13 protein-coding genes are annotated in these 17,714 nt (G+C 45.6%); 1 reads left to right on the forward strand and 12 read right to left on the reverse strand.

Translation table 11 applies throughout. The features are described from left to right. Positions 1-25: 25 nt before the first annotated feature. From A8708_RS26225 to lacZ, 7 genes are all read right to left on the reverse strand, one after another. Positions 26-925, reverse strand: a complete 900-nt coding sequence (locus A8708_RS26225; protein WP_068668521.1) for a carbohydrate ABC transporter permease — start codon at positions 923-925, stop codon at positions 26-28. Positions 926-947: 22 nt separating this feature from the next. Continuing rightward, the gene (locus A8708_RS26230; RefSeq protein WP_068668523.1) at positions 948-1,892 is read right to left on the reverse strand and encodes an ABC transporter permease; all 945 of its coding nucleotides are present in this window, start codon (positions 1,890-1,892) and stop codon (positions 948-950) included. Positions 1,893-2,085: 193 nt separating this feature from the next. Continuing rightward, complete coding sequence (locus tag A8708_RS26235; protein WP_068668525.1) at positions 2,086-4,428, reverse strand: AraC family transcriptional regulator; 2,343 nt, start codon at positions 4,426-4,428, stop codon at positions 2,086-2,088. A 31-nt stretch (positions 4,429-4,459) separates the two neighbouring features. After that, positions 4,460-6,541, reverse strand: coding sequence for a right-handed parallel beta-helix repeat-containing protein (locus A8708_RS26240; protein WP_068668527.1), 2,082 nt, complete (start codon positions 6,539-6,541; stop codon positions 4,460-4,462). A gap of 104 nt (positions 6,542-6,645) precedes the next feature. Continuing rightward, on the reverse strand, positions 6,646-7,794 hold the full coding sequence (locus A8708_RS26245; RefSeq protein ID WP_068668529.1) for a glycerate kinase: 1,149 nt from the start codon (positions 7,792-7,794) through the stop codon (positions 6,646-6,648). Between the two features lie 30 nt (positions 7,795-7,824). Continuing rightward, positions 7,825-8,706 carry an NAD(P)-dependent oxidoreductase gene (locus tag A8708_RS26250; RefSeq protein ID WP_068668531.1) on the reverse strand — a complete coding sequence of 294 codons (882 nt, stop codon included), beginning with the start codon at positions 8,704-8,706 and terminating at the stop codon, positions 7,825-7,827. Between the two features lie 164 nt (positions 8,707-8,870). Further along, positions 8,871-12,017, reverse strand: a complete 3,147-nt coding sequence (gene lacZ / locus A8708_RS26255) for a beta-galactosidase, LacZ type (protein WP_068668533.1) — start codon at positions 12,015-12,017, stop codon at positions 8,871-8,873. 131 nt (positions 12,018-12,148) lie between these two features. On the opposite strand from lacZ, the gene A8708_RS26260 reads away from it, so the two are divergent. After that, complete coding sequence (locus A8708_RS26260) at positions 12,149-12,985, forward strand: AraC family transcriptional regulator (RefSeq protein WP_068668535.1); 837 nt, start codon at positions 12,149-12,151, stop codon at positions 12,983-12,985. A 109-nt stretch (positions 12,986-13,094) separates the two neighbouring features. Here the strand turns inward: A8708_RS26260 and A8708_RS26265 are convergent, their stop codons facing one another. From A8708_RS26265 to A8708_RS26285, 5 genes are all read right to left on the reverse strand, one after another. After that, positions 13,095-13,385, reverse strand: coding sequence for a hypothetical protein (locus A8708_RS26265; RefSeq protein ID WP_068668538.1), 291 nt, complete (start codon positions 13,383-13,385; stop codon positions 13,095-13,097). 750 nt (positions 13,386-14,135) lie between these two features. Beyond that, positions 14,136-15,008: a sugar phosphate isomerase/epimerase family protein gene (locus A8708_RS26270; RefSeq protein ID WP_068668544.1), complete on the reverse strand. Its 873-nt coding sequence runs from the start codon at positions 15,006-15,008 to the stop codon at positions 14,136-14,138. A gap of 36 nt (positions 15,009-15,044) precedes the next feature. Continuing rightward, on the reverse strand, positions 15,045-15,905 hold the full coding sequence (locus tag A8708_RS26275; protein WP_068668548.1) for a sugar phosphate isomerase/epimerase family protein: 861 nt from the start codon (positions 15,903-15,905) through the stop codon (positions 15,045-15,047). A 32-nt stretch (positions 15,906-15,937) separates the two neighbouring features. Next, complete coding sequence (locus A8708_RS26280; RefSeq protein WP_068668549.1) at positions 15,938-17,002, reverse strand: Gfo/Idh/MocA family protein; 1,065 nt, start codon at positions 17,000-17,002, stop codon at positions 15,938-15,940. Positions 17,003-17,132: 130 nt separating this feature from the next. After that, a partial coding sequence (locus A8708_RS26285; RefSeq protein WP_157265043.1) for a zinc-binding dehydrogenase occupies positions 17,133-17,714 on the reverse strand: 582 nt, incomplete at its 5' end.

The following is a 17,714-nucleotide window of genomic DNA, read 5'->3' on the forward strand; positions in this document are numbered from 1 at the left end:
CTTACAAACGCGCCCTCACCCCCTCTCAGCTTTTGAGTGAACCTACTGTAATCCCTTTCACGAAATACTTTTGGAAAAAAGGGAACATGATCATCATCGGACCGCCCGCAACCAAAGCCATTGCCATCCGCACAGATAAGGTAGGGAAGTTGGCAAATTGTAACTTGCTTGCCGCCTCGGCTAAAGGCGAATTCGCCAGGAATTCAATCTGCGATAGAATGCGAACAAGCAGCAATTGAAGCGGTACATATTTGTTATCATCGATAAACAACAGAGCATTAAACCAATCATTCCAATAGGCAAAAGAAATAAATAAGCCGAGTGTCGCTAATGCCGGTGTCGAAAGCGGCATAATAATACGATAGAAAATGCGAAGTTCACTGGAACCGTCAATCTTGGCGGATTCAATAATTTCCATCGAAATTTTATCGAGAAAACTTTTCATAATAATAATATTGAACGGATTCATGAGCAGCGGAATGATTAGAGCAAGGATGGAATTTTTCAAATGCAAGTATTGTGTCATTAGGATATAGAACGGGATCGTGCCCCCATTGAACAACAAGGTGAAAAAAATATAAAACGTAAGAGGTCGATGATAACGAAAGTCGCGTCGTGACATGGGATATGCCGTCAACGTCGTTAATAATAGCGATAACACAGTCCCAATAATCGTAATTCCGATCGTAACCCCATACGATTTGAGCCAAATCTCGGGAGATTTGAACACAATTCGGTAAGCTTCTAAGCTGAGCTCTTTGGGAATAAAACGATATCCGAAATGAACCAAACTATTCTCCGATGACAATGACACCGCAATCACGAGGATAAATGGAATAATCATCAACACCGAGATAAGGGTGAAAAATACGTGAATATACCACATCGATGCCGGTCTCACTGGTTTAGCTAAGGCAAGTTCCATAAACCTCCTAGTCTCCTCCCCATTAGAATAACGCGTTCTCTTTATCAATTCGGCGAACCGCTGCATTCGCAGTCACAATGGTGATTAGTCCTACAACTGACTGTAGGAAGCCTACTGCTGCCCCGGAATTAATATCACCAAGCTTCGCTAATGCACGATACACATACGTATCTATGACATCTGTCGTGGCCAAATTAGCGCCAACATTATTCGGCACGAAGTAATGCAATCCGAAATCCCCACGGAAAATATTGCCTAAGCCCAGAATAAACACGATGATAATCAACGGCTTCATGAGCGGCAGCGTAATTCGAGTAATCATTTGAACGCGCGATGCGCCGTCTAATTTAGCTGCTTCGTAATATTCGGTGTTAATGCCGACAATGCCAGCATAGTAGATCAAGGTCGAGAAGCCGACACTTTTCCATACGGCGACTACAGGGAGAATGAATAGCCAAGGTGTCGTCTCAAAGTACCATTTGTGCGGAGAAAGCCCGATGTTGATCAGTAAGCTATTGAGGTACCCGCTCTTATGCTCCAGGAAACCGTACGTAATGTAACCGACCAATACAAGCGAGATGAAATACGGTAGAAATAGGGTTGTTTGATACATCTTCACCATGCGCCCGCTTACCTCATACAACAGGATAGAAAGGACTAACGCAGCAAGCGTTCCAAGAACGATATAGGACATGTTGTATAAAAGCGTATTGCGAATAATGCGCCAGGCGTCCTGCGATTTGAAAATAAATTCGAAATTTTTGAAGCCGACCCATTTGCTTCCCAGAATGCCTTGATCATACCTGAAATACTTGAAAGCTAAGATGAGGCCGATCATGGGCAAATACTTAATCACCAGTTCAAATAAAATACCTGGCATCGCAAGCATCAGCAGCTCTCGATTTTTTCGCAGGTACTTAAATTCCTGGAATAGCCAACCTTTTTTGTTGGGATGCGATTTCGTCATTGTGCTCCTCCTTCCCTAAACGCATCTTGCCACAGGATGAAGCGTTTACATAGCGTACGATGTTCGAAAAAGTGTAGAATGCATATGTACAATGTTCGAATTACTCTCTTTTTACCATGTAAATGCACAAAACCGCCCTACTATGCACCAATTGGTGGAAGAAGTTGGCGGCTGTTATAACACAATTCCCCTGTTATGAAATGGATTTCTTCATGCGATATTCCTTCGGCGTACTGCCGAATTTGGCTTTGAACAATCGAAAAAAATAGCTCGGATTGGCATAACCGCATTTTTCCATAATATCTAATACCGAATGATCCCCGCTCTCAAGAAGATGCTTGGCATGTTGCAACCGTACTTCGTTGATATACTCGGTAAGTGTAATCTGATAGCTATCCTTGAATAACTTTCCCAAATAAGGGGATGACAGCTTGACTGTCGAGGCGATCGTTTGCTGGCTCAGATTAATATCGGCATACTTCTGATGGATGAGTTCTTTGACTGTTTCCAAGATCATGTCATTCCGCTCCACGTTAGACGGCTTCTGACCTTCACAAATTTGTGCGCATAAGGCTAACAAAGCTAGGTACATTTCTTCTAACGTTTCCTTCTCTTGCGGAATGTGATGAATATAATCTACATGGAAGCTCATCTTCGTTACGCGATTTTCCATAATTTCAACGACCGCATACTTGATTACCCAGGTTAAATTCGTTACAGCGCGGTGAATATCATGATAATGGAAGGTGGCAAAAAGGGAGAACGCCTTCTCCAGCTCAATTCCCGCTTCTGTCATGAGCCCCTTCTTCAAACTCTCCGAAAGTTTCCTCTCAATCGTTTCTGGAATCGACACCCGCTTATTCGCATTGTTTTCTTTCACCATGTCACTCGTAATAATGGATTGATAACCGAAAATAAGGGTGTACAAGCTGTTCTGCAAAGCTTGCGTATAACCAAATGACAGCTGGGTCAATTGAGAAATGGCATCACTTAGCCCACACGAGAGACTCAACTGGTAATATTGCTCAATCGTATGCTGTATATCTCGAAGTATGGGAAGAATCGTATCTGTCTTCGCAGTGGCAGGCGCGTCAACCAGAGATACAATCAGAATAATATGATCTCCCCACACCTCCACAGCTTCACAGGGATACGCCTTGATCATCATTTCCTGCGCAATATTCGTGATGGCAAAGCTATGTGTTTTCTTCAAAGCAAGGGCCGTGTGACTCGCATACGATTGGAACTGATCCAAACGGAGCACACAAACGAGTATTTCGGCAGGATAAGCAATATTCAGCCCATGCTTGTCAATTAAACTAATCATATCGTGATGAGAGAACATCTGACCGTCGGTCATAAATTTACGGATGTAATATTTATTGACGATGTGTTCGGAGCTGATTTCCTGCAGCGTATGGGACAATTTCAAATAATTCTCACTCACGGCATGTAGCTCATCACCACCGCCCTCGGTTCGCCTCGTAGATTCACCCCGAGGTTGCTGAAATCGAATGCGCTGCAGCATATCTTCAATGGGGTGATACAATTTATAGGATAACCAGACCGATATAGCAATCGCAATCAATAGGAGACTGCCTGAGACAAGTAACGACTTCACACGCGTCTGAGTGACTTCGGCCATCAATTGGTCATACGACTGCACATACAGAATCGTCCAATTAGGAATCGGATTAGCCATATACGTAATCATGCTTTTCTCGCCTTCCACGTCCCCAATAACGAATCCTGAAGGCTCACCCGTTGCAGATTTATGATTCTTAATATAGGTATGAATGGTTTCCTGTGTCGCTTTGCTTTGATAAGTATCTATGTTGTGGGAAGAGTATAAGCGACCGTCCTGATCTGCCATTAGAATATCGCCTTGCGAGCGGCTGCCTGTATCGTTCATTTTCTTCAAGCTGTCGAAAACCCAATCCGACTTGATATAGAGAACAATAGCTGACTCACCACGTGAAAAAGGCTTCAACGATTCGGTTACGACGAACGCGAAGGCATCCATTTGACCATCCTCGCGTTCGAGACTGACAGGAATGAGCCGGGATGTTTCATGTTGGTGGGCAGGATCTAGCAGCCAATCCGAGATTTTCTTTTTGGTCACACCGCCATCCAATAAGAAATTGGTGGTCGTCCCGTAGATTTCATTTTGAGAATGATTATAGACGACCATGGAATGTAAGAAAGAGGAGCTGTCCATGATACTGGACATGCGTTGATAACTGCGAATTAAATCCATTTTGGGCAAGGTTTCATCGAACATGAGAGGAATGAGTAAGTTATCTTTTAAAACAAAGTAAGATAAATGTGTAATGATTTCGTTCATGTAAGAGAAATTATATTGCAATTGCGTGAGAATTTTGAGATTAGAGTCCTCTTGAATCCGTTTCATTGATTTTTCCAGCAAATACGTATTGGCAAAGGAGGAAGCTAATAGGACAATAACCATCGATAACATGATGGAGCTTAGTACGCGCTGTAAATATTTCTTGGATTTATAGAAGCCAAATCCTCTCATAAGTACCAAGCCCCCTCTTATTAGGATGAATTTACTGTGGCCCTATTGATTTATCATCCAATTCAACCCAACCTAGTGCATAAGCGGGTGACGTGGTCTCAAGGTGAATTTTCCCATCTGGCGTTAGGAGCAACAGTGGATCTGCGATAAGCGAACGTGCGTCGAATTTCCCACCTAGTAAGGAGCGCCATGCCTGCCAGTCATAGATATCTCGACCTAATAAGTCCGTTCCCGATGAAGGCAGAGGTAGTTTCCCTGCAACCTGACATAGACCCTGGTCACGATCGGACCAATACAGATTACCGTCTGCTTCGGCAAACTTATCATCCCGCCAATTGACGAAGTAGTAGAGATAGCCTGAGTTGTATACAATGTTCCCTTTCACTATGAGCTCTTTATTGTCCTCGCCGGCCATCTCTTGTGTGCCAATCGCCGCTATGGCATCGGGGTTACATGCGAGCACATTTCCTTGAATATGGTTGCCGATGCCTTTGGAAAAAATGAGCATCCATAGCTTCCCTTCGCCTGTGCTGTAGAGCCCCGTAATGACATTCTGGGTAACCGTGAAGTAGTCTGAAGCATCATCCAAATAAATACCAAAACCAAATGAAAAATGAATCCCACTGTCATGTAAGCGGTTCCCATGAATGGCATTGCCCTTCCCAACACCCCACGATTCAATCATACCGCCATCCTGACTATCCATCATGACACTGGAAATATCGTTATTGGCGATATAATTATTCCTCGTGTGCAGGAAATCCCAATGATTTTCCCAAGTTACTGGAATGTCGTATATGGTCGCTGGCATAACCTTGTGACGCAAGCCTTTCAAGGAGATGCCATAGCGCGGCATATGCGATATACGATTATGAGTGATTTCGTTATGTCCACTTTGATACAGGAGAATGCCACAGCCATGTCCAATCAGCTCACCACCATAGCGAATGACATTATTCGTTATCTTATGTTCCTTATTCGTGTAGGAGGTCGTCGCTGAGGTGAAATTCCCTTGCAGTGGTGAAAAGCCTGAAGCATAGATCCCTATATATCCGATATGTTCGATGTGATTTCTGTTAATTCGGATGTTCCTCGTCTGTTGATCCAAAAAGATCCCGCTGCTGCCTGAGTTTACGATGTGGCAATCTGAGATTGTGATCTCCGCTGCATGCTGCATATAGATTATTCCTTCACGGTGCTCATCCCGCTCGACATTACTTAGACCCTCGTCTTCTTGAATCATTTGATAATCGGGCCAGAAGTCTGTGCAGGAGAAGTGGAGTCCATGAAAGTGAAGATGCTGAATAGGCTCACCTTGATCTTTGCCCTTCAACTCAACTAACCTCGTGACGGTGGGTACGATAATCTCTTGCTGCAAAGGTGAACCTGAATACGGCTTGTAGTAGAGCCAACCGTCCTTATCATCCCAATAGAATTGACCTGGCTCTTGTAGAAATTCCAGTGATCCTTGTATATAATAACGTGAATCTGCGCCAATCTCCCAAATGGAAGGTTGTTGAAATGCCACATATCTAGCTTCAGCATCATGAGATTTTAAAGATCGAAGCTCAGAGAACCAGTTCCATTCTCCTTTTCCAGGCCAAATGAATACCTGAGCTTGCGTAAGGTCACTTCCTTCTGGCAGATCTCCCTCTCGATAATACATGCCTTCGCGACAAGCTGTTTCTGGCTCGCCAGCAACTTGAAAGTAACCCCTTGCTGGCAAACGTGCTTTAGCCACGCGTTCGCCATCCGCATACAGCGTATGGAAGTTGTTTCCAGGATCTATCCGCGCCCTCCACATGTCGGAACTATACGGCTCCCAGCTCGTAACTGGCCTGCCACCTACGATATATACTACTTCTCCAGATACATTGCAATAACTTACCCGATAGCCATTTCTGCCTGAATCGCGCTCATCTAGCTGCCAGGTTTCTTCTAAATAGTACGTCCCCCCGAACACAAAGACGATGACATCGTGGTTTATCCCTTTACGGATAAGTTCCCGAACTGTCATCTGAGCTTTGGTTATCGTTAAGAATGGCGCCTCGTGGCTTCCATTATTATCATCGTTGCCGGTTGTCGCTACATACAATTGAGTTGTGAGTGTCATGTGCATACTCCTTTATACATCATAATAACCAGACTTATGACTAGGAGCTTGTCAGTATACGCGAATTCTACTTGTTCTTCCTCTTGTTTATTCGTTAAGGGGCGTTATAGCTCCTTCTTTCGTCCAGCCAAAAAAGTACGCATGACTTGCTCTGCCCTCTGCGCTAGAAGCTCAGGCGTGCGATTCATCGCCTCTTGAAGTGTCATCGGACCGTTCACGATGCTATGTATACTTGTCACCCCATAATCATACAGCTTCTCGATGCCTTGCCCGATGGAACCAGAGATAACAATAACGGGTACCCCAAGCTTTGAAGCAGCTTGCGCAATCCCCATCGGCGCTTTGCCAGAAGCTGTCTGGGCATCCGTCTGCCCTTCGCCAGTGATGACGAGATTGGCATCCTGCAGATGCTCAATTAATTGGGTCATCTCGATCACAACATCGATTCCTCGCTTCATGCTTGCAGGGAAAAATGCTTGAAACGCTCCACCAAGCCCACCTGCTGCGCCTGCTCCAGGAAGGTGATGCACGGCAACTCCCGTATGCGCTGCCATCACATCTGCCCAATTGGTGAGCGCTGCATCGAGGGCTTCGACCATCTCGGGTGTCGCGCCTTTCTGCGGACCAAAGACATGGGATGCCCCTTGCGGGCCGACAAATGGATTCGTTACATCTGATGCAATGATAAACTGCGATTCGCGGATGGCTCGCTCATCCCAGTGCGTAGCATCCAGTTGCGTCAGGCGAGACAATGCTTGGCCTCCTGCTCCAATGTCACGCCCTTCGGCATCTAGGAGTCGTAAACCTAACGCTTGGAGCATGCCGCTCCCACCATCATTCGTTGCGCTGCCACCGAGTGCCAGAATGAAGGAACGATAGCCATGATCGAGCGCATGGCGAATTAACTGACCAGTTCCGTAGGTCGTCGCAAGCAGCGGATTTCGTTGGTCTTCTGGAATTAGCACCAGTCCGGAAGCTGACGCCATCTCAATCACGCACGTGACCCCGTCTCCTAAGACACCATATGAGGCCATTACCTCATCTTGCAGCGGGCCTTGCACGGGAACAAAGACCTTACTCCCTCGCGTTGCCTGTACAAGGCTATCAACCGTCCCCTCCCCACCGTCTGCCATAGGGATAAGGACGGTTTCAGCTTCTAGGATAGCCCGCAAAATTCCGTTTCTTATCGCGTTAGCTGCTTCTTCTGAACTTAAGCTGCCTTTAAACGAGTCAGGTGCAATCACGATTTTCATAAGTTAACCTCCAGATTGAACAACTTACGCTTATTTATCTATTAACTTATACAACGCTTGGGTGCCACTATCCTCTTCGCCCATCGCAGCTAATTGTTCATAGAGAGATTTGGCCAGAGTCAAACCCGGAAGATCAATGTTCATTTCTTCAGCCGATTGTAAAGCTATCCCCATATCCTTAATAAAATGTTTCACATAGAAACCTGGCGCAAAATTGTCAGCGATCATCCGCGGCCCCAAATTACTTAACGACCAGCTGCCCGCGGCACCTGTCTCAATACTTTGCAGCACAGTCGTCGGATTAAGTCCCGCTTTCTTCGCATATACCAGCGCTTCAACAACTCCCATCATGTTGCTAGCGATCGCAATCTGATTGCACATCTTCGTGTGTTGCCCTGCTCCTGCTTCACCTTGATGAACGATATTCGTGCCGATTACTTGGAAAATAGGAACCATCTGCTCGAACACGTCTCGAGCGCCTCCGACCATAATGGATAATCGTGCTTCTCTTGCCCCGATATCTCCGCCAGAAACGGGAGCATCCAAGGCGTACAGCTGACGAGTCAGCGCTTCCTCATGGATGCGTTTGGCCAGAGATGGGCTTGATGTCGTCAAGTCAATCAGGAAGCTGCCTGGTTCTGCCATAGCAAGAATACCATTTTGCCCAAAATAAATGTCTTCAACGTCCGTTGGAAATCCGACCATAGTCATAATAACCTGACACTTCTGTGCTAAGGCGCCTGGTGTATCCTCCCAATGTGCCCCTTTCTCCACTAACTCCCCTGCCTTAGCTTTCGTACGTGTATACACATGTACCTCATATCCTGCGCCAATCAAATGGCCTGCCATGCTTTTTCCCATCACGCCTGTGCCAATGAGTCCTATGATTGGTTGTGCCGTTGGTGTTGTCATATCAATGTCCACCTTTCTCAGGTACCTAAATGTCGTATGTTTTCTCCATTTAAACTTATCACCCTCTATCCCTCGGGTCAAACGTGGTGCGCTAGCGGGCGATGGGCGGCGGCCAAAAAGCCGTTCCACAGGGACAACCCCCATGGAACGGCTTAACTCAACGATTACATACCTTGGAAAGTGAACACATACGTATATTGTCTGTTCGCGTATAACGTGAACTCGGGATGTGTTCTAGCTCCCCAGCTATCGTCTCCGCCAACGCCCATTTGCTTGTAATTCACACGGACTACAACTTTATCACTTGCAGGCAGCTTGTAAGGGTGATCGTGTGCTTCTAGTTCAGATGGTGAATATGGCAAGGCATTGAGCTCAACGGTTGGTAAACCTGCGATGCGGAGTCCGCGCCCAGCCGCATTCGTTATGGTTGCCCAGCGAACATCGGTCTTATTGCCACATTCTTGTGGGCGCAAGTACGGAACGAATTGCTCTTCGACAGTTCCATTATGAAGCGCAAGTTTTGCGCCGACATTACGATCCCAGTGGTTCTCATGCGGCCCGCGGCCATACCAAGTTAAATTCTCAAAGGCAGCATCTAGTTCAAACATGACACCGACTTCAGGAATTTCAGGCAATCTGTCACCTGGCGTTAAGGTCATGCCCACTTCAACTTCCCCATTTGAAGAAACGCTATAAACAAGCTGTACTTCAGAAACTGGCTTAGTCCCCAATTCATAACGTACCCGAACTTCAGCGCGTCCAGTATCCAGTGATTTTGCATTCAAAGTAAGGAGTTTACGCCCGCTGCCCGCTTCTTGCCAAGGTGCACAACGAATGTGGTGCTGGTTCCCACGATCGTTATCCGTGTAGGCACGCCAGAAATTAGGTACTGGCCCACTTTGGAATAACTCGACTCCGTCCCACAAATAGGAAGTGATATCGCCAGTTCCTGCATCAAAGCTAAGTGCAAATCGCTCCCCTTGCAAGCTGATACGATCGGATGACTGCGTGACTTGAATAGCTGTCACCGTTGTAAGTGCAGCTGCGGATTCTTTTTCCGCCTCCCCATTGCGTGCATGGATTGCTGTATTCACCGCTGGAAGAATAAATTGCTCCCAAGCGATCTCATGTCCCTTAGCTCCCCATAAAGTTGCTTCTTTCAGGACCAGACTCAGTGTTAATACAAATTCATCGTTCGGGAAACGACTTTCAACAGCATCAAGTGCTAGTTCAACTGTTGTCGTTTCACCTGGTGCAACCGCAAATGTTCCGGTAAATTGTCGGCTTTCCACAACACCATTACGAGCAATCGTCCAAGTCCAATCATATTCATTCAAGTTAGTGAACAAGAATTGATTGGTTACTTTGATTTGTCCCTTTGCCACATCTACCGCTTCGAACTTCACATTCTGATAGCACTTCTTCACTTCGTGCAGCTTCGGTGAAACGGAGCGATCTGCGAAAATCAAACCATTGCCACAGAAGTTGCCATCATTTGGCGTATCACCAAAATCGCCGCCATACGCGTGATACGCGACACCATCAGAAGTCGTTGTACGAATAGATTGATCGATCCAATCCCAGATGAATCCACCTTGTAAAACTGGGTATTTATCAAACAATTCCCAATATTTGAATAAGTTACCACAAGAGTTCCCCATAGCATGGCTATACTCGCAAAGGATAAATGGCTTCTTCGGATTGTTTTTGGCGTATTCTTCAATCTTTTCAATTTTGGAATACATTTGACTTTCCATATCCGACGCTCTTTCTGATTCGCGCCACCAGAACACGCCTTCATAGTGAACAACACGAGTCGGATCGGCTTCACGCAGGAAATCATGCATTTTCAAGAAATTATCTCCACCAAATGACTCATTACCCAATGACCAGATGACAATCGATGGATGATTTTTATCTCGCTGCATCATGGAGTTAGCGCGGTCAAGTACGGCTCCCGTCCACTCTGGTCGACTTCCTGGCACCGTTTCACCTAATTCGAATTGCGGATAGCTCCAGGAACCGTGGGTCTCCAAATTCGTTTCATCAATGACATACAAACCATATTGATCACAAAGCTCATACCATAGCGGATTATTCGGATAATGCGATGTCCGCACAGCGTTAATATTATATTGTTTCATTAGCAAAATATCAGCAAGCATACTTTCCGCATCGACGGAACGTCCGCGATCACGGTCAAATTCATGACGGTTTACACCTTTGAAGACAATGACTTCTCCATTAATTTTCATTAAACCATCTTCAATCTCAAACTTGCGGAAGCCAACCTTGCAGCTTTCCGTCTCAAGGAGCGTACCCTCTTCATTAACTAAACGAAGAACGAGCGTGTACAGGTATGGACTTTCAGCACTCCATTTGGCTGGTCGGGTCACATGCGCGGACAGTTCTACAGCTTGGCTTGGGAGGTCCTTCGTTTGAATGCCTACACGTAGTGGTGCTTCCCATAGTGCTTGCTGCTCACCGTCGTACAACATTGCTTCCACATGATGCAGACCTTGACTCTTCCCATCATAATTGGTGATCGTTGCCTGAATGTTCAGCTCAGCATCCTCGCAAGCCGCATCCAAAATCGTATTTACTTTGAAATCAGCGATATGTGCCGTAGGTGTTGTGTACAGATATACATCGCGGAAAATCCCACTCAAACGCCAGAAATCCTGATCTTCTAACCAGCTTGCATCACTCCAACGATACACTTCTACCGCGAGCTTGTTCTCACCATCCTTCAAATAAGGTGTAATATCAAAATCCGCAGGTGTAAAAGAATCTTGGCTAAAGCCAACCAAATCACCATTCACCCATACATAGAATGCCGACTCCACACCTTGAAAGCTCAGATAGACAGGCTGCCCATTCCAACTTTCAGAAATTGAGAAGCTGCGCACATAAGAACCAACTGGGTTATACTTCACAGGGGCAAATGGTGGCTTAAGATCCTCGTGTCCTACCCATGGGTAAATAATATTCGTGTACTGCGGAAAATCAAAACCTTGCAGCTGCCAATGCGATGGCACAGGCATATCCGCCCAAGTGCTGGTGTCAAAGTCATTTTTGTAAAAATCCTGAGGACGACCTTGTGCATTTTCTGCCCAATGAAATTTCCATGTGCCATTTAAGTTGTTATAAAATTGCGACGCTTCGCGTACTCCTGCCAGTGCTTCCGCTTCCGTATGATAGGGCATCAGTGTCGCATGCGCTTCCAATCGATTTAATTGATAAATATCGGGATTATTATTCCATTCAGGGTAACCGTTTGCAGGAGCTGTGTATACAAATTTATTCGCCATGGATGATTGTCCTCACTTTGCATTATTGGTTAATCATTTCGTTTATGCCCTTATTGTACAAGACATTTATTTCATTTAAAATATAATAAATAACGCATGATATATTAAAAAATGAAAGAGATGATTTTCCCTTGGCGAATGACTATCGAAAGTTTTTTGTCATTACTGAAACCGACCGCAAACTCCCACTCATCCTCGACACGATCGGATATGAGAGCGAACAGCAACATTATCAACGTGAAGAGGGCTATCCTTGTTTTCACTGGTTGCAAACAATCTCCGGCAGTGGTGAAATTATTCTAGACAGCGGCCCCGTCAAACTGAACGAACGACAAGGTATGCTGCTTGCTGGTGGTGTCCCCCATGCTTACCAAGTCCCCGACACACCTTGGTCGACTTGGTATCTAACCTTTGATGGTGCGTTAGCTGCCTCTATCGTGCACGCATTAGCCATCCCGCTATCTACCCCCATTAGCTGGGGATCCGATACGCCACTTGCAAGTATCCATGAGTATTACTATCATAAATACCGCGATAGTCACGACTTCACTGGAACCAACGGTTCCTTGGAAATCTATCAATTCCTGACGCTGTTGAAGAAGCACGGCATTATCAACAAGAGCGCTTCCTTCTCGCAAAGTCATGAGCGACTTCTTCCGCTGCTGCTCGAGCTAGAGCATAGCTTCGGCTCTGCTCACGTCGGCCTTAGCTGGATGGCGACTCAGCTCGGTGTCTCTGCGCAGCATGTGAATACCTTGTTTCGCCGCGCCTTCGGACTCTCCCCCTACCAATATCTGCTGCAGCTTCGCCTGCAGAAGTCCAAAGAATTGCTAATCGCGCAGCCTGATCTGACTGTAAAGCAAATTGCCGAAGCCACGGGCTTTCTTGATGCATCGCATTTCATCTCTACTTTCCGGAAAGCAGTTGGACTTACGCCAGATGTTTTCAGGCACCCGTATGTGAAGTAGTCGCTAAATGCAGCTACATTCCGTCCGCCACTGATAGCAGTTGGGAAGAGTTAACTTTATAGAAAAAAACCGCCGCAGCGGTTTTTCAAATGAATAACTTATGAAAAAATTAGTGGTTTGGGATGAATTCACTATGTGCTTCAAGCAGTTTTTGGACGAAAATCTCAAACTCTAGTAAATGTGACGAAAATTTGAAATCGGTTACGCCTGTGTTGAAATCAATAACAGTTAGGGCAACGCGATTAGAGGGGTACTCGGGAATAGGTCCAGAGGCAAGTGAAATATTTTTGAAGGGGTAAATGGATGTTTCACCGTAGAAACGAAGCACTGTTAAATGATCATCTCGTAACTCCAACGAAATCTGCTGTTCCGAATCCGTGAAACTCTTCCATGTAGACATCCTAAATCAATCCTCCTCTTGTCCTTTATTTTACTCTCCTTTTGGAAGATTAAGAAGCCCAATTTAGAAAAATAGGATACGTTCGTCATCTATGTCCGTAACCTGCGACTGTCTACCTTGCCAAGAAGTTAAGGCCAGTCACCAAAAATAACGTTATGCAAATCACTTATTTGCTCGTATGGCAGAGAATCCGGGCGAATAAATAGGGTTAAGGCAGACCTTTATTTGGAGTCGCATGTGAGCGTATATTGTCGTCTACTTGTTTAAGCACAATTCATTAGTCTATAGTCCGAGTTTTCCTTACTAAATCGCGATAATCACACCTTATCATCAAAAAACGAGCATTTAATTGGGTAAAGTCGGACTATTTGCTCTTTTTAGAGAGAAATTCTCCATTTAGTTGGGAAATATCGAACTATTACAAATTCTCGCGTACAGCATGAGTGGATTATGGTGTTGGCGTGGTGAGTGACTGAAAGTGCTGAGTTTGGTGGGTTTGGTGGGTTTACTGGGTTTACTAGATTATCTTGGTTTCCCCTGTATTTCTGGGTTTTCTTGGGTTCTTGGGTTCTTGGTTTCTTAGTTCTTGGGTTCTGAATTCTGGGGTCGGGGGTTCTGGATTCTTCATTTTCTTGGGTTAATAAGTTCCCCGTCCCCTACATACCCCAAGTTCACATCAAACACAATAAAACCAGTGACTACGGCAATATTACGCAAAGAAACCTCGCCACCGGCGAGGCTTCCAACATCTTATTTATACTTTTGAATAAAAGCAATCGCACTTGCAATATCTTTCTCAGGCTGCGCCCCAACTTCACGCTCAATGGTAAGGTAGCCTTTGTAGCCAATCTCCAGCAGCGCCTGGAAGTAACGTCCGAAATCGACGTGACCTTCGCCCAGCGCTAGCTCGCGGTACGTATCTCCAGATGTTGCGGCCTCTGCAATGTTCTCGTGTGACATTGGCTTATAGCCAAGTGAGCCATACACTTCACGCGGATCGGCTTGACGAAGTCGAATGCCGTCTTTGACATGCGTATGAACGATATAATCCTTCAGCGTGTAAACACCTTGAACAGGATCATCCCCTGTCACCATCACCATATTCGCTGGGTCGAAGTTGACGGAGACACCTTTGGTGGATAGGTTATCCAGGAAGCTTTTCAGATGTGCCGATGTCTCTGGCCCCGTTTCTACGGCGAAATAGGCGCCTAAACTGCTTGCATATACCCCAAGCTCTTCGCAAGCTTGCAGCATCGTTTGATAAATGGGGCTATTTCGATCTTCCGGCACAACACCAATATGCGTCGTCACCACGTTCGACCCCAACTCAACAGCTAGATCAAGAATGCGCTTCGATTTCTCAATTTTCGCTGCATTTACGGTTTCATCCTGAAAGCCATGTCCGCCTAAATCACCACACAGGGCTGAAATTTGTAGATCCAACGACGCGATGTACTCACGCAATTCCTTACGTGCGCCAGCCGATAAGTTAGCAGGGTCCATTTCACCAGAAACCGCATAAATCTGAACACCATCGGCGCCAAGTTCTTTCGATTTTTTCAAACCATCCCGTAGTCCGAGACGCAAGCTATCTACCATAATACCAATTGGATTGATTAGCATTTCGTATAAACACTCCTTATCGCGACGAGCTTAGCGTTAGTTAATTTCGTCCCATATTCTGCGGATATTCTGTAATCCGATCAATGTGCCTCGCTTGCACTCTTCCATCCCTTCAAATTCCAAGGAAATATAACCATCATAACCTGAGTTCTTGACGACCCGTAAAATTTCAGGAATATTCAAATCGCCTTGAGCCACAATCGCGCCGCGCAAATAAGTACCATAAGTCGACTTGAACCAGCCTTCGCCTGGATTCTGATTGGATGGGCGAATGTAGAAATCTTTAACATGGACTATAGAGGCATAAGGAAGATTATTCGTCACAGCGGCCACGGAATCCTCGTCTACACAAACAAAATTACCAACATCCAATGTTGTACGGAAATTCTCACGATCGACAGCATGAATCAGGGCTTGAACACGGTCACTATGCTGCACGAAGAAACCGTGATTCTCAACACTGGTCACAATGCCAAATTGCTTCGCATAGTCGGCAATCTGACGACATGCCTCTGCTAAGCGTTCCAAGTTCACATTGAAATTACGAATCGAGAGATCTTCACTTCGAGCAACATCATGCCGCATTTTCGTAACACCTAATCTGGCAGCAAGATCGACCTCACCCTTCACTCGCTTGATTTCCTCCTGATACTGTTCTTCAGTCTCTGTAAGGAAATTAGCGCCGATGGCATAATTGGAAATATCAATACCTCGAGCCTGAGCCTTCTCACGAATCGCATCCGCAAGCGCAAAGTTACCCGGCAAATCATATCCCAATGGCACGATCTCGACGTGTTCACCTCCCTGATCCGCAATCCAATCGATGACGTCCATGATGGACATTTCGCCAGAATTCAAGGCTTGATACAAGCTATATGTGCTAACCCCTAATTTCATACGCGCTCCTCCAATTCTCTGATTCGTTGGAATTATAACCTGATTTCTTGACCCTTCGCAGCAGACTCGTAAATACCGCATAAGATTTTCATGATTTCAAGACCATCTTCGACTGGACTAATCGGTGTTTCACCAGACTGACAGCAGGATACGAAATGATTGATTTCATTTTGGAAAGCGCCGTTAATATCGATCGATTTGTTATTGATTTGAGGGGTTACATTCGTAATCGTGTCCAACATTTCCGTAACAAGTACAATTTCAGGCTCTAGCTCAACGCCGCCTTTATCCCCATAAAGCTTGATAGCGATTTCATCCTTCTTAGCATGAAGCGTGAAACTAACGTCCACCATGAGAGAAGCGCCGTTCTCAAAACGGATCAACACATTCGCCAAATCCTCAACCGTATTGCGTTCTGCATCATAATCGGCAGCTTGATAAAAGGATAAGTTTTTCACGTTTTTTCGATTGCCAAGCTTGTTATACGTATGACCGCTCACCGCAACTGGCTTCGGTTTGCCCATCAAATACCAACAGACATCAATTACGTGAACACCGATATCAATCAACGGTCCGCCGCCGGAGCGCTCAACATCCGAGAACCAACCGCCTGGGTTGCCTAAACGACGAAGGCATGACGCTTTGGCATAATAAATCTCACCTAATTGACCATTATCTATAAAATGTTTCACAAGCTGAGCATTCGTATCATATCTTCTCACAAATCCAACTTGCAGAATCTTCCCTGTTTCACGAACGGCATCCTGAATGCGTTGCGCTTCTTCTACCGTTTTACATAGCGGTTTCTCAACCAATACATGCTTGCCTGCATGAAGAGCGGCAATACTGATCTCAGCATGTGTATTATTCCATGTACAAATACTTACAGCATCAATCTCGGGATTCGCTAAAAGCTCGTTATAATCTGTATAAATGTTCGCAATGTCATATTTCTCCGCTTTCGCGGCTGCACGTTCACGATTAAGATCACAGACAGCGACAATGACAGCATCATCTGATTTCGTATATGAAGCAAAGTGCAAATCAGAAATTGAACCTGCACCAATAACGCCAATTCTCAATGGGTTTATGCTCATTGTACATTCCAGCCTCCTTTAAATAACTACTACTTAAAGTTAACATGCTTTGGACAAAGCGAGAATACCCATGATAAGCAGCTCCATGGACTATATGTTCAAAATCTCTCCCTACACTTACCGCATTTCTTTATGGTATTAGCAAAATTTTGCCTATACTCTTTCTGCTCTCGAGTAATCGATGGGCGTCAGCCCCGTCCTGCAATGGGAATGTTGTCACTGTATCCAATTTGAGACTGCCAGCACGAAGTGCTTCAAACAAATCATGAGCTCGCTGAATACGATTCTCCACACTAGTCACGTGATTCCAGAGGTCGCCGCCAGTTAACGTTTTGGAGGAATCCATCAACATTCTTGGATCCACGAGTGCTGGGTCTCCACCTGCCATACCATAGAAAACGACAGTTCCCTTGGTTCGAACCGCAGCGAAACTGTCCATTAATGTGGAACCAACTGAATCATACGCGACATGGACACCTTCTTTTTCAAACGACCACTGCCGTACTTCATCGACCCACTCTGTCCCGTACAAGATGACCTCATCTGCCCCAGCGTCTAGCGCGACTTGCTTTTTAGTATCGGTAGAGGTAAGTCCGACGACCCTTGCACCTTTACTTTTGCATAATTGGATATCGAGTAGGCCCATGCGCAATTGCATGGGCCTCTCACAGATCCGGACATGCGGGTCATCGCATCCGGCTCCTCCAAGATT

Source organism: Paenibacillus oryzisoli (assembly GCF_001653565.1).
GTDB classification, from domain to species: Bacteria; Bacillota; Bacilli; order Paenibacillales; family NBRC-103111; genus Paenibacillus_E; species Paenibacillus_E oryzisoli.